Origin of the sequence: Blautia sp. HCN-20427, assembly GCF_037890365.1 — a bacterium.
Lineage (GTDB): Bacteria > Bacillota > Clostridia > Lachnospirales > Lachnospiraceae > Blautia.
In genome coordinates, this window is sequence record NZ_JBBKBX010000015.1 from 21,479 (window position 1) to 36,073 (window position 14,595).

10 protein-coding genes are annotated in these 14,595 nt (G+C 43.7%); 9 read left to right on the plus strand and 1 reads right to left on the minus strand.

Annotated features, from left to right (window positions below):
- Positions 1-116 precede the first annotated feature (116 nt).
- The 3 genes from gap (at position 117) to tpiA (ending at position 3,234) form a co-directional block, all read left to right on the plus strand.
- The gene (gene gap, locus WKT17_RS10285) at positions 117-1,136 is read left to right on the plus strand and encodes a type I glyceraldehyde-3-phosphate dehydrogenase (RefSeq protein ID WP_173747404.1); all 1,020 of its coding nucleotides are present in this window, start codon (positions 117-119) and stop codon (positions 1,134-1,136) included.
- 103 nt (positions 1,137-1,239) lie between these two features.
- Positions 1,240-2,433 carry a phosphoglycerate kinase gene (locus WKT17_RS10290; RefSeq protein WP_173747405.1) on the plus strand — a complete coding sequence of 398 codons (1,194 nt, stop codon included), beginning with the start codon at positions 1,240-1,242 and terminating at the stop codon, positions 2,431-2,433.
- A 51-nt stretch (positions 2,434-2,484) separates the two neighbouring features.
- A complete protein-coding gene (gene tpiA / locus WKT17_RS10295; RefSeq protein WP_173747406.1) occupies positions 2,485-3,234 on the plus strand; it encodes a triose-phosphate isomerase in 750 nt (249 codons plus the stop codon).
- 102 nt (positions 3,235-3,336) lie between these two features.
- Here the strand turns inward: tpiA and WKT17_RS10300 are convergent, their stop codons facing one another.
- Positions 3,337-4,254 (minus strand): radical SAM protein, encoded by a 918-nt coding sequence (locus WKT17_RS10300; RefSeq protein WP_294542765.1) that lies wholly within the window; start codon positions 4,252-4,254, stop codon positions 3,337-3,339.
- 179 nt (positions 4,255-4,433) lie between these two features.
- Between WKT17_RS10300 and WKT17_RS10305 the strand changes: the two genes are divergently transcribed.
- From WKT17_RS10305 to WKT17_RS10330, 6 genes are all read left to right on the plus strand, one after another.
- On the plus strand, positions 4,434-5,933 hold the full coding sequence (locus tag WKT17_RS10305; protein WP_340272690.1) for a peptidoglycan binding domain-containing protein: 1,500 nt from the start codon (positions 4,434-4,436) through the stop codon (positions 5,931-5,933).
- A gap of 215 nt (positions 5,934-6,148) precedes the next feature.
- Entirely contained in the window at positions 6,149-6,940 is a 792-nt protein-coding gene (locus WKT17_RS10310; RefSeq protein WP_173747409.1) for a transporter substrate-binding domain-containing protein, read from the plus strand.
- A 16-nt stretch (positions 6,941-6,956) separates the two neighbouring features.
- A complete protein-coding gene (locus WKT17_RS10315; protein WP_173747410.1) occupies positions 6,957-7,649 on the plus strand; it encodes an amino acid ABC transporter permease in 693 nt (230 codons plus the stop codon).
- Entirely contained in the window at positions 7,639-8,382 is a 744-nt protein-coding gene (locus tag WKT17_RS10320; protein ID WP_291681982.1) for an amino acid ABC transporter ATP-binding protein, read from the plus strand. The genes WKT17_RS10315 and WKT17_RS10320 overlap by 11 nt, the downstream gene beginning before the upstream one ends.
- A 199-nt stretch (positions 8,383-8,581) precedes the next feature.
- Complete coding sequence (gpmI, locus tag WKT17_RS10325; RefSeq protein WP_173747411.1) at positions 8,582-10,123, plus strand: 2,3-bisphosphoglycerate-independent phosphoglycerate mutase; 1,542 nt, start codon at positions 8,582-8,584, stop codon at positions 10,121-10,123.
- A 250-nt stretch (positions 10,124-10,373) separates the two neighbouring features.
- The gene (locus WKT17_RS10330) at positions 10,374-14,591 is read left to right on the plus strand and encodes a SpaA isopeptide-forming pilin-related protein (RefSeq protein WP_340272695.1); all 4,218 of its coding nucleotides are present in this window, start codon (positions 10,374-10,376) and stop codon (positions 14,589-14,591) included.
- Positions 14,592-14,595 lie beyond the last annotated feature (4 nt).

A 14,595-nucleotide genomic window follows, 5' to 3' on the forward strand; every position in this document is an offset into this window, starting at 1 on the left:
AAAAACAGGTACAATATGGACAAGGTTGATGTTTCTTTAACGAAGTTAGGCTTTAAAGCTAAACTCTGTTAAAGAACTCCCATATAAATCAATCACTTTTAGGAGGAATGAAAATCATGGCAGTAAAAGTAGCAATTAATGGTTTTGGACGTATTGGACGTCTTGCATTCAGACAGATGTTCGGAGCAGAAGGATTTGAAATCGTTGCAATCAACGACTTAACATCTCCAGCTATGTTAGCTCACTTACTGAAATATGATTCTACTCAGGGTAGATATGAATTAGCTGATAAAGTAACAGCAGGTGAAGATTCCATCACAGTTGACGGAAAAGAAATCAAAATTTACGCAAAAGCTAATGCAGCTGAACTTCCTTGGGGAGAAATCGGTGTAGACGTAGTTCTGGAGTGTACAGGATTCTACACATCTAAAGACAAAGCACAGGCTCACATTGATGCAGGCGCTAAGAAAGTTGTTATTTCCGCTCCGGCTGGAAACGACCTTCCTACCATCGTTTACAATGTAAACCATGAAACATTAACAGAAAATGACAACATCATTTCTGCAGCTTCCTGTACAACAAACTGCTTAGCTCCTATGGCAAAAGCATTAAATGACTTAGCTGAAATCCAGTCCGGTATTATGTGCACAATTCACGCTTACACAGGCGATCAGATGACACTGGACGGACCACAGAGAAAAGGTGATTTAAGACGTTCCCGTGCAGCAGCAGTAAACATTGTTCCTAACAGCACAGGTGCTGCAAAAGCTATCGGATTAGTTATTCCTGAATTAAACGGAAAATTAATCGGCGCTGCTCAGCGTGTACCGACACCTACAGGTTCTACAACAATCTTAACAGCAGTTGTAAAAGGAAACGTTACAAAAGAACAGATTAACGATGCTATGAAAGCAGCAGCTACAGAATCTTTCGGATACAACACAGATGAAATCGTATCCAGTGATATCGTTGGTATGAGATTCGGTTCTCTGTTCGACGCTACACAGACAATGGTTCTTCCATTAGACAACGGCACAACAGAAGTTCAGGTTGTATCATGGTATGACAACGAAAACTCTTACACAAGCCAGATGGTTAGAACAATCAAATACTTCGGAAAATTATTAAACAAATAATTTCAAGTATTTATAAAGGCTCAGGAAGGGGTCCGGTCTATTGTGGGCCGGACCCCTTTCGTTTTTTCAGACCCGAAGAATAAGGAAAAGGAGGCATTTTTTAATGCTCAATAAAAAATCAGTTGACGATATTAACGTAAAAGGAAAAAAAGTCCTGGTTCGCTGTGACTTTAACGTACCCTTACAGGAAGGTAAAATTACAGATGAAAACCGCCTGGTAGCAGCTCTTCCTACGATTAAAAAATTGATTGCTGACGGCGGCAAAGTAATTCTCTGCTCCCATCTTGGGAAACCGAAGGGAGAAGCAAAACCGGAATTATCTCTTGCCCCGGTTGCAAAACGTCTGTCTGAATTATTAGGACAGGAAGTAACATTTGCAGCTGATCCGGAAGTGGTAGGACCAAACGCAAAAGCAGCGGTAGACGCTATGAAAGACGGCGAAGTTGTTTTGCTGGAAAACACACGTTACAGAGCAGAAGAGACAAAGAACGGAGAAGCTTTCTCAAAAGAACTGGCCTCTCTTTGCGATGTATTTGTAAACGACGCATTCGGTACAGCACATCGTGCACACTGCTCTAACGTAGGTGTTACACAGTTCGTTGACACAGCAGTAGTAGGCTACTTAATGCAGAAAGAAATCGATTTCCTGGGAAATGCAGTGAACAATCCGGAAAGACCATTTGTTGCAATTCTTGGAGGCGCAAAGGTTTCCAGCAAGATTTCTGTTATCAACAATCTGCTTGATAAAGTGGATACTTTAATCATTGGCGGAGGAATGGCTTATACTTTCTCCAAAGCAGCAGGCGGAAACATTGGTATTTCTCTGTGTGAAGATGATTATTTACAGTATGCCCTTGATATGCAGAAAAAAGCAAAAGAAAAAGGCGTGAAATTACTTCTTCCTGTAGACCACAGAATCGGAGATGCTTTCTCCAATGACTGCAACATCCAGATTGTTAAGAGCGGCGAAATCCCAGAAGGATGGGAAGGTATGGATATCGGACCTGAAACAGAAAAACTTTTCTGTGACGCGGTAAAAGACGCAAAAACAGTTGTATGGAATGGACCAATGGGCTGCTTTGAAATGCCGAACTTTGCACACGGAACAGCAGCAGTGGCAAAAGCACTGGCTGAAACAGATGCAACAACTATCATCGGTGGCGGTGACTCTGCAGCAGCTGTAAATATTCTGGGATATGGCGACAAAATGACACATATTTCCACAGGCGGCGGTGCTTCTTTGGAATTCCTGGAAGGAAAAGAACTCCCAGGCGTTGCAGCAGCAAACGATAAATAAGTCAGGGTCGGGCTTTAAAAGACACCAAATATAAGAAAGAAGGTTATTCCCATGGCAAGAAGAAAAATTATTGCTGGAAACTGGAAAATGAACATGACTCCAAGTGAGGCTGTTGAACTGGTAAACACATTGAAACCACTGGTGGCAAATGAAGAAGTAGACGTGGTATTTTGTGTTCCTGCTATTGATATTGTACCGGTTGTAGAAGCTGTAAAAGGCAGTAACATTCAGGTGGGTGCAGAAAATATGTACTTTGAAGAAAAAGGCGCTTACACAGGCGAAATTTCACCAAACATGTTAGTAGATGCAGGTGTAAAATATGTCATTTTAGGACATTCCGAGAGAAGAGAATATTTCGGTGAAACAAACGAAGACATTAACAAAAAAATGCACAAAGCATTTGAGCACGGTTTAGTACCGATTATGTGCTGCGGCGAAACTCTGGAACAGAGAGAGCAGGGCGTAACTATGGACTTTATCCGTCAGCAGGTAAAAGTTGGATTCCAGGGAATTACTGCAGAGCAGGCGAAAGAAGCGGTTATCGCTTATGAGCCAATCTGGGCTATCGGAACAGGCAAAACAGCAACTACAGAGCAGGCACAGGAAGTTTGCAAGGCTATCCGTGCATGTATTGCAGAAGTGTATGACGAAGCAACTGCAGAAGCTATCCGTATTCAGTACGGCGGTTCTGTAAATGCTGCAACAGCTCCGGATTTATTTGCACAGGCAGATATCGATGGCGGTTTAGTTGGCGGCGCTGCATTGAAACCAGATTTCGGTAAAATCGTAAACTATAAATAATCAAAAGCGATGGATATTATGTAACAACGGAAAGAGAGACCTTGTATGGAAAATTCTGTGCAGGGTCTTTTTTGTATAGCAGAAAAGTTTTTTCAAGAACTCTTACACCCCTTCCAAATCAAAAGGCGGTGTATATTCCTCCTTTGCGCTGCTTTTCTTCTGCATAAACCCTTCGGTCAGTCCCAGGGCGATGGCAGTGTCCAGGACTTTGTTGTATTCATAACTGGTAATGCGCCGGTTGATTTCAGGATAATCGCTGCTTTTATAAAAAGGCGTGTACTGGCTTAACAGGCTGAGCAGGAAGCTGTGTTTGGGAAGTGTTTCCTGCAGCCAGGTAAGGAGTCTTATGGAATCTTCTTTACAGCCCGGAAGTACCATATGGCGTATAATAACTCCTTTTTGCAGAATGCCCTGACTGTCAAAAACAGGAGAGGGACATTGCTGTACCATTTTGATAAGGGCAGGACCGGCAAAGGCAAAATAGTCTTTTGCTTTTGAGTAGCGCAGGGAAAGTGCTGAATCAAAATATTTTAAATCCGGCAGCCAGATGTCCACATAGTTTTTCAGTAAATCAATCATTTCCGGTTTCTCATATCCGCTGGTGTTATAGACAACAGGGATGGTCAGACGATTTTTTACCAGTTCCAGAGCAGGAAGAATCTGAGGCAGAAAATGGGTAGCAGTTATCAGATTAATATTGTGCGCGCCCTGTTCCTGAAGCGAAAGAAAAATTTCTCCCAGACGTTGGGGCGTCAAGTCTTTTCCGATTTGTCCGCTGCTGATGGCGTGATTTTGGCAAAAGCAGCATTTTAAGGTACACCCGGAAAAGAAAACGGCTCCGCTGCCTTTGGTACCGCTGATACAGGGCTCTTCCCAGAAGTGCAGGGCAGCTCTGGCCGCTTTCACGGTGGAGAAACAGCCGCAGTAGCCAACACGATGGTTTCTGTCAATTTCGCAGTTTCTGGGGCAGAGCCGACAGTGGGAAGTGGAAAGAAGAGGATGTTCAAGTACTTGTTTCATAAAATAGATGGTCACCTTTCCTGATAAATTTTGTTTTATGCTTTTTTCATCATATAAAAACTTTAGGGATATTTCAAGAGAAAACCAGAAAAGGGTTTCTTTTTGGGATTTTTTGGAGTAAAATAGCGTATGTGAACCGGAGAAATTTGGAAAAGCAGAGAAAAAGGATGTTTATATTCATGTCAGGGAAAAAAGACAATAAGAAAGAAAAATTGAAAAGCTTGAAAAAAGCGGATGAAAGACTGAAAAAAGAGAAAAAAGGTGTAAAGAAAACAAAAAGGAAGAGGGGTTCCGGCAAGAAAATTGCTGTGGGAACAGCGGCGGCAGCGGTATGCATTCTGGCAGCAGGTTATGTGGCTGGGGCTGTGTACTATCAGAATCGATTTTACCCCGGAACGGAAATTAACGGCGTGAAATGCGGCGGACAGACTGTGGCAGAAGTGAAAAAGGACGTTAAGGAAACTTCCGAAACTTATACGCTTACCATTCAGGAAAAAGACGATAAAAAGGAAATCATCAGCGGGGATACGATAAAGCTCACATATAAAGACGATAAAGGTCTGGAAAAGACCAAGGAGAAGCAAAATTCCTGGATTTGGCCTGTGCAGATTTTTGGAGACAAAACTTATAAAGTCAGTATGGACAGTTCTTATGATGAGGCCAGCCTGACCAGTGCAATCGACCAGCTGCAGTGTCTGCAGGATGCCAATGTGACCCAGCCCCAGAATGCTTCCATAGAAGATAACGGAACCTCGTATGTGATTGTTCCGGAAGTGTTGGGAACGGCACTGGATAAGGAAAAGACGGTTGCTGCTATTAAAGAGGCAGTGGATACACGAAAGGAAACTCTTTCTTTGGAAGAGGCAGACTGTTATTTGAAGCCGACAGTGCTGCAGACAGATGAAGCGCTGAAACAGGAGGCGGACAGACTGAATACGCTGACCAGTGTACAACTGAGTGTGAATTTTGGCAGCGGTACGGAAACCATTACCAGAGACATGCTGAAATCCTGGCTGAAAAAAGGAGAGGACGGCAGTTACAGTTTTGATGAAAGTGTCGTAAAACCAGTAGTTATCGGCTGGTCTGAAAAATATAATACTTACGGCAAGGCAAGGGACTTTCAGACTTCCGGAGGCGCCACGGTACATCTGACCGGCGGGGACTATGGCTGGAGAGTGTGGCAGGACAAGACGACAGAAGCGCTTATGGCTGCTTTGAATGAAGGCAAGAGCCAGGAACTGGAAGCTACCTGGCTGTACAAGGGACAGACTCATGGCGGAAACGACATTGACGGAACCTATGTGGAAATTTCTATCAGTAAGCAGCGTATGTGGTTTTACAAAGACCATGTATGCCTGGTAGATACTCCTGTAGTAACCGGAAATCCAAACAAAGGAAACGGAACCCCGGCAGGAGGTGTCTGGAGGCTGAAAGATAAAGCCAGTCCCTTTACGCTGGTTGGAAAGAAGCCGGATGGAAGCATTGATTATGAAGAACCCGTGAATTACTGGATGCCCTTTAACGGAGGAATCGGGATTCACGATTTGACCAAGCGAAGTGAATTCGGAGGTGATATTTACCTCTACAATGGTTCTCATGGCTGTATTAATACACCTCTTGAGAATGTGAGAACGATTTATGAAAATATTGAAGTGAATACGCCTGTTGTTGTGTATTAATATTATGCATCATTCTATGCATAAAAATAGGTGAAAAAGGCCGCTGTGCAGCTGATATGTATATATTTGATATTTACAGATTAGAAATGCACAGCGGTTTTGGCATATTTTTCGCTTGCAAAGAGAGAGAAAAGCTGATATAATGCATAGCAGTTGAATAAATATGCATTATATACAGAATAAATGAATATTATATGAATAAAGGAGAGGCAATTATGAAAAAGAAAATTTTAGTTATGGCAATGACCGCCGCTATGCTGGCGGCAGCAGGATGTGGAAGTGGAAAGAGCGCAGAACCGGTGGAGATTTCTTCAAAAGAAGACCTGGCAGATTTAAAGATTGGTGTGCAGATTGGTACTACAGGAGACAGCCAGGCGACAGAAGCGGTCAAAGAAGATAAGCAGGTAAGCCGTTTTAACAAGGGAGCCGATGCGATTCAAGCGTTGAAAAACGGAAAAATTGACTGTGTGGTTATTGACTCTCTCCCAGCAGAAAAATTTGTGGAAGCAAACGATGATTTGAAAATTGTAGACGGCATTTTTGATAAAGAAGAATATGCTATCTGTCTGAAAAAAGGCAACACAGAACTGAAGGAAGAAATGAATCAGGCGTTGAAAGAGTTAAAGGAAGATGGAATCTTAGAGCAGATTCAGAGCAATTATCTTGGAGATGAAGTGGGAGAACACCCCTATGAATCTCCTGCGGACGCAGACCATTCTAAAGGAACGCTTACTATGGCTACCAATGCAGAATTTGAGCCATGGGAATACAAAGAAGGCGATGAAATCGTGGGAATTGATGCGGATATTGCAAGAGCGATCTGCGATAAAATGGGATATGACCTGAAGATTGAGGATATGGCATTTGAAATGATTCTGGCTACCGTAGATACCGGAAAAGCAGATTTCGGTGCTGCTGGTATGACCGTCAATGCAGAGCGTGAAAAAAGTGTGGACTTTACGGACACTTATGCGGAAGCTACTCAGGTAGTCATTGTGAAGAAATAATAAGGAGACAGAAGATATGTTGGAAAATTTACAGGCATGGTTTCAGCGCTACTTTGTGGATAACGGCGCAACCTCTTGGTGGCTGGAAGGTTTGAAAACAACCGTTCTGGTTACCCTGCTGGCCCTTTGTATCGGTGTGGTGCTGGGATTTCTCATTGCCATTATCCGTACCACTCATGAGCAGACAGGAAAGCTGAAACTCCTGAATCTGCTGGCAAAGATTTATCTGACGGTTATCCGCGGTACACCGTCCATGATTCAGATTTTGATTTTCTATTCCGTGGTTTTTGCCAGTGTGAATCTGAATAATATTATCATCGGCGGAATTGCCTTTGGTATTAATTCCGGCGCTTATGTGGCAGAAATTGTCCGTTCCGGTATTATGTCTATTGACAAGGGACAGACAGAAGCGGGCAGAAGTCTGGGACTTTCTGCAGTGCAGACTCTGTGGCTGATTATTATGCCTCAGGCATTTAAAAACGTGCTTCCTGCGCTGATTAATGAGTTGATTGTACTGTTAAAAGAAACAGCTATTATTGGTTATATCGGCACTACAGATATTACAAAAGCGGCAACTCTGGTACAGAGCCGTACTTACAGTGCGTTTGTGCCTTTGATTTCAGCGGCTGTATTCTACCTGGTGCTGGTTATGCTGCTGACCCACTTTATGGGCAAACTGGAAAGGAGGCTGCGCAAGAGTGAACACTAAAGGAGAAGTTTTGATTCAGGTGCAGAACCTGCAGAAATCTTTTGATGGAAATGTGGTTTTGGATGGAATTTCCACCGAAATCCACAAAGGAGAAGTTGTGGCTATTATCGGACCTTCCGGTTCCGGTAAATCTACGTTTCTGCGCTCTTTAAACCTTATGGAGGAACCTACAGGGGGAAAAATCCTGTTTGAAAACGTGGATATTACAGATCCCAAGGTGGATATTAACCGTCATCGTCAGAAAATCGGCATGGTATTTCAGCAGTTTAATCTGTTTCCACATAAGACCGTGAAGGAAAATATTATGCTGGCGCCGGTGACTTTAAAGCTGATGACCCAGGAAGAGGCTTCTAAAAAGGCCGATGAACTGCTGGAGAGAGTGGGACTGCCGGATAAAGCAGGAGCCTATCCGGGACGCCTTTCCGGAGGTCAGAAGCAGCGTATTGCCATTGCAAGAGCCCTGGCTATGAATCCGGACGTTATGCTTTTTGACGAGCCTACTTCTGCCCTGGACCCGGAAATGGTAGGGGAGGTTCTGGAAATTATGAAGGAACTGGCCCATACGGGTATGACCATGGTAGTGGTAACTCATGAAATGGGATTTGCAAGGGAAGTAGCCAGCCGTGTGCTGTTTGTGGACGGAGGAAACATTCAGGAGGACGCAGAACCTCAGGAATTTTTCGGCAATCCGAAGAATCCCCGTCTGAAAGAATTTTTATCAAAAGTACTGTAATGGAAAACTGCCAAAAGAACAGTTGTCATCCCCAAAGACCGCTTGTTCTTTTGGCAGTTTTGTTGTTTGAAAAATTTTGTGGGAAATATTTGGAAGAGGCAGAAACGGAAATCTTGGGATTGAAAAATCTGGGATTTCTGTTAAAATATAAACGGGTAAAAAGTTAGTAAATCAAATTTTATATAAGGGAGAAATTACTATGAGTAAAAAACCAACCGTATTAATGATTCTCGATGGCTATGGATTGAATGACAAGTGTGAGGCAAATGCGGTCTGCGAAGGAAAAACACCGATTATGGACCAACTGAAAGCACAGTGCCCATTTGTAAAGGGAAATGCCAGCGGTATGGCCGTAGGTCTTCCGGAAGGGCAGATGGGAAATTCAGAGGTCGGACACCTGAATATGGGGGCAGGCCGTATTGTATATCAGGAACTGACAAGAATTACAAAAGAAATTGAGGATGGAGACTTTTTCAAAAATGAAGCTCTGTTAAAAGCTGTGACAAATGCAAAAGAACAGAACAGCGCCCTGCATTTATTCGGTCTGATGTCAGACGGCGGTGTGCACAGCCACCTGACTCATGTATTCGGTCTTCTGGAACTGGCTAAAAGAGAAGGGCTGTCCAAAGTTTTTGTACACTGCTTCCTGGATGGAAGAGACACACCTCCTACAGGCGGCAAAGGTTATGTGGAACAGCTTTGTGCGAAAATGGAAGAACTGGGTGTAGGACAGGTTGCCTCCGTTATGGGACGTTACTATGCAATGGACCGCGATAACCGCTGGGATCGTGTGGAACTGGCTTTCAATGCCATGACAAAGGGCGAAGGCGTACAGGCTGAATCTGCTGTGGAAGCTATCCAGGCTTCTTATGACAATGATAAGACAGATGAATTTGTTCTGCCTACTGTCATTGTGAAAGACGGAGCACCAATCGGAACAGTAAAAGACAAGGATTCCGTTATCTTCTTTAACTTCCGTCCGGACCGTGCAAGAGAAATTACAAGAGCCTTCTGTGATGATGACTTCACAGGTTTTGCGAGAGACAAGAGATTGGATCTGACTTATGTATGCTTTACAGAATACGACCCGACGATTCCAAACAAAGAGGTTGCTTTCCATAAAGTATCCATTAACAATACTTTCGGAGAATTTCTGGCAGCAAACGGTCTGAAACAGGCTCGTATTGCAGAGACAGAGAAATATGCCCATGTAACCTTCTTCTTTAACGGTGGTGTGGAAGAGCCAAACGAGGGAGAAGACCGTATTCTGGTAAAATCTCCAAAAGTTGCAACTTATGATTTAAAACCGGAAATGAGCGCTTATGAAGTATGCGATAAACTGGTAGAGGCGATTAAATCTGACAAATATGATGTCATTATCATCAACTTCGCAAACCCGGATATGGTTGGACATACCGGTGTGGAAGCAGCTGCTATCAAAGCCATTGAAGCAGTGGACGAGTGTGTGGGAAAAGCGGTAGAAGCAGTGAAAGAGGTAAACGGACAGATGTTTATCTGTGCAGACCACGGAAATGCAGAACAGCTGGTGGATTATGAAACAGGCGCACCGTTTACAGCACACACCACAAATCCGGTTCCGTTTATTCTGGTAAATGCAGACCCGTCTTATGGCTTGAGAGAAGGGGGCTGTCTGGCAGACATTGCGCCAACCCTGATTGAATTAATGGGTATGGAACAGCCGGCAGAAATGACAGGAAAATCTCTGCTGATTAAAAAATAAAAAGTATACAAAGTTATCCTTTTAAAATCCACAGGATTTTGTGTAGTATTCCGGGTTGTATTTTTACAGCCCGGGTGCTATGATAAAGTCACATTTCAAAAGAAATCTAAAACATCAGGGCCAGTCGGCCGAACAATCCAAAACATGAAAAATCGAAAGCAGGAAAACAGATAAGACTGTTATATGCTATGTTTTTATGCTGCATGGCACATCCGTGTTCTTTTTCTGGATTCCTGGGAAAGGGGACACTATGAGCAGTCATGGAAAAAGAAAAATACGTATCTGGGGAGTAGTGCTTTCGCTGCTTCTCTGTCTTTGCACTTTTGTGCAGGCAGCAGAACTTGGAAAAGTAACTATGGAAAGAGGAAGATGGGTGGAATATCCCCATTATTGGGGTGTTCATGGCACCTATTTTTATACGGCTCACACGGAACAGGGAGATTATACCGCGTACTGTCTGGAGCCGGACAAAAATTTTGTGCCGCCCGGAGAGTATGAGCCGGAGATGCAGTCGGACAATGAAGGCCTAAGAGCAGCTCTTTATTATGGTTACGGAGGACCAGGACAGGGAGCCTATATTGATCAGTCTGCCTATGAAGGTCTGGGAGATTCTTCGCTGGAGGATGCCAAATATGTGCGTACCCATCTGGCGGTTTCTTATTTTTTTGACAGAGAAAATGCATTTCACAACATGGATGAAGCAGATGTGAAAAAATCCGGTGTGTGGGAATTTATTGACTGGCTGGAGGGAAGAGAGATTCCTTCCGTTTCTTCCCGGTTTTCCAAAACTTCCTTGTCTGCTTATTATGAAAAGGGGACAGATTATCAGAGAACAGAAAGTATACAGTATCTTTCTGAAAATGGAGAAAACAGGATTTCTTTTACCTGTCCGGAGGGTGTAAAGCTGCATAAGGAATCTACCGGAGAAATTCAGACCGGACAGGTCAGCGTAAGCGCAGGGGAAAGCTTTTATTTTTCCGCACCTTTGGATACAGCATCTAAAACAGGCGAAATCTGGCAGTCCGGAAAATTGTATGGGGAAAAGGATGGCAGATGGGAAGCCATGGTATTGCCTGCAAAAGGCGATTCCCAGACCTCCGGTTATGGATGCTTCCATATAAAAAATGCACAGCCCACAGAATTTCAGGTGAAGTGGACAGTTCTGGGAAACCTGGAGATACAGAAAACCGATGCACAGACAGGGGAAGCCGAGGCCCAGGGAAATGGAAGCCTGCAGGGCGCTGTCTATACGGTGAGTAAAGACGGACAGGAAATCGGAAAGATTGAGACAGACGAAAAGGGCTACGGAAGATTGGAAAATCTTGCAGCAGGAACTTATACGGTAAAAGAGACAAAGGCCCCTGCAGGATACGAACTGGATGCCCAGACGTATACTGTGGCGGTACCAGGGCAGGATGGCAGTACGGATGTAAAAATTCATTCAAAAGAAAAACCCATAAAAGTGCGGCTAAAACTGCAGAAAATTGACCATGAGACAGGAAAGCCCGTACCACAGGGAAACGGGTCTTTAAAAGGCGCAGAATATACGGTTTATGCGGCCGAGAACATTGGCAGTCTGAAAAAGGACAGTCCGGCCGGGAAAATCGTAACGGATGAAAAGGGAATGGGTGTGTTGGAAAATCTTCTTCCTGGAAGTTATTATGTCCGAGAGACGAAATCCTCCCCAAAATATTTTTTAGATGAAACCAGATATGAAGTTACTTTTCCACTGGATGGAGGAAAAACAGAAGAAGTGATTACCAGCAGAGAGAAGCCCGTAAGAGGACAGATTGAACTGCAGAAACAGGATGCAGAAACCGGGGAACACAAGCCGCAGGTCACAGGAGCTGTGTTTGAAGGGGCTGTTTACGGTATTTATGCAGAAGAGGACATAGGTTCCTTGAAGAAGGGTGAGAAGGTGACTGAAATCAAGACCGATAAAAAGGGGTACGGAAAAGCGGAAAACCTCTTTTGCGGCATTTACCGGGTAAAAGAATTATCTGCGCCGGAGGGCTATCTTACAGATGAGAAAGAATATGTTGTTACCATACCAGAGGCGGAAGAAGACAGTACACAGCTGAAAATTCTCATAAACAGTAAAGAAAAACCCATAAGAGGAGATGTGTCCCTTACAAAACTATTAAAAGAGGACCAGGAGGAGGATGGTTTCAAGAAGCCCGGGGCAGGCATTTCATTTACTTTTACTGAAGTGGGAAACGAGAAAAACCAAGTGACGATTACTACGGATAAAAACGGCTATGCGTCTACAAAAGACGAAAAGTATCCACAAGGGCGGCTTCTCTATGGGACTTATCGGGTAAAGGAATCCAACACACCGCAGGGTTATACACCGGCAGCGCCTTTTGAAATCACAATAAAGGAAAAAAATCAGACTTTATATTATATTCTGGAAAATGATGAGATTCTGTGCCCGGTAAAAATCGTGAAGACGGCAGCGGATACGGGAAAAGTAATAGCTAAAGAAGGAACGAAATTTAAAATTCAGAAACAGACAGAAAAAGGATGGGAGGACCAGGAATTTTTAGTTTCCATGTATCCCCAGGAAACCAGACAGACGATTTTTGAGACCGATGAAACCGGAAGTTTCCACTTGCCCCAGAAGTTAAAGGCAGGACAGTACCGTGTGGTGGAAATACAGCCGCCCAAAGGCTACGCTCTAAACCCGGTGCCCTTGGAATTTTCCGTATATAATGGGATGAATCAGGGAGAAAATCTGGAAGTCCTTTTTGCAGATAAACCACAGCAGGGAAAAATTCGTCTTGTGAAAAAAGATGAGGATACCAAAGAAAATGTGGGAACAGGGTTTGTATTTTCCGTTACTGCCGGGGAAGATATCTATACTGCAGACGGAACGCTTCGGATGAAAAAGGGAGTAGAAGCTGAGCGGATTACCACAGGAGAAGACGGGACAGCAGTGACCGGGCCTTTGTATCCGGGAAAATATATTTTAAAAGAAGAACAGCCGGGAGAATATTATGCAGCCAGTCAAAAGGTTTACGAGGTACTTTTGGAGGCGGGAGAGGGAGAAGAAATTTTCCAGGTGGAGTGTGAAGCAAAAAACAGGAAAACCAGAATTGAAGTTGTGAAGACCGAAGCAGGAGAAGCGGGAAAAACGCTTCAGGGAGCGGAGTTTATACTGTTTGAAGAAAAACAGCTGACACAGGAACAGATTGCGGGAACGGCAGAATTACCAACAGAAGGCGGACAGGTGCTGGTGACCGATGAAAAGGGAACATGTACGGCCGTGAATCTGAAACACAAAACCATTTATTATCTGGTTGAGACAAAGGCGCCGGAAGGGTATGCGCATAATGGGAAGCGCTATAAACTGGCGGTAGATGAAAAGGGGCTGATAGATGGAAAAGAGACTTGCAGACTGGAAATTGAGAATTATCCCATTGTTTTGGAAGTTTCCAAAAAAAGCCAGGAAAGCAAAAAGGAATTAAAAGGTGCCAAACTGACATTGGAAGAAGAAAATGGTGCTGTACAGGAAACCTGGGAGACCGGAGAGAAACCTCATGTTATAAAATATCTGAAGCGGGGGAATTATATTATAAGGGAAGAAAAAGCGCCCAAAGGATATAAAACGGCGGCGGAGATACGGCTGGAGGTAAAAGATACGCCAGAAGTCCAGAAAGTCGAGATGACAGATGAATTTTTAAAAGGAAAATTGTGGGTTACAAAAAAGGATGAAGAAAGCGGAAAGATATTGGGCTCTGGTTTTGTGTTTGTGGTAACGGCAGCAGAAGACATCTGCAGCCCGGAAGGGGAAATTGTGTGGAAGAAAGGCGATACGGTGCAGGAGATTGTCACAGATGAGAAGGGCATGGCCTGTGCGGAAAATCTGTTTCCAGGAAAATATCAGGTTGAAGAGAAGCAATCCGGGGAATATTATGCAGTAGACAAAGGAAAACATGAGGCAGAGATACGAGTGACAGAAGGAAACAGTACAGAAGACTGCAGTTTTACGGTATTCAACAGCAAAACCAGAATTACACTGGAAAAAACAGATGCCCGAAAGAAGAATCCCATGGAACAGGTAGTATTTGTCGTTGCAGAAGCAGAGGCGTCACAAAAGGAAATGACAAGAAAAGAACTTTTAGAAAAGGGAAAAGAAATAACAACTGACAGAGAAGGAAAAATTTCCCTTACAGAATTGAAACATCAGAAAGCGTATTTCTTTACAGAAGTAAAGACAAGAGACGGGTATCAGTTGGACGAAACAGTATATCGGATTCCGGTAGATGAACAGGGATTGATAGACGGGAAAAAAGAGAAGACCTTAAAGTTGGTAAATGAACCTGTTGTGAAAAAAGAAACACCAAAAGCTGCAGAGGCGGTAAAAACGGAAGATGAGAGCAGAGGTGTGCTGTTTCTGTTTCTTTTAGCAGGCAGTGCCGGTATTTTGGGGGCAGCTTTAAGAGGCAGAAAGAAGAAAAGACACTAGAACC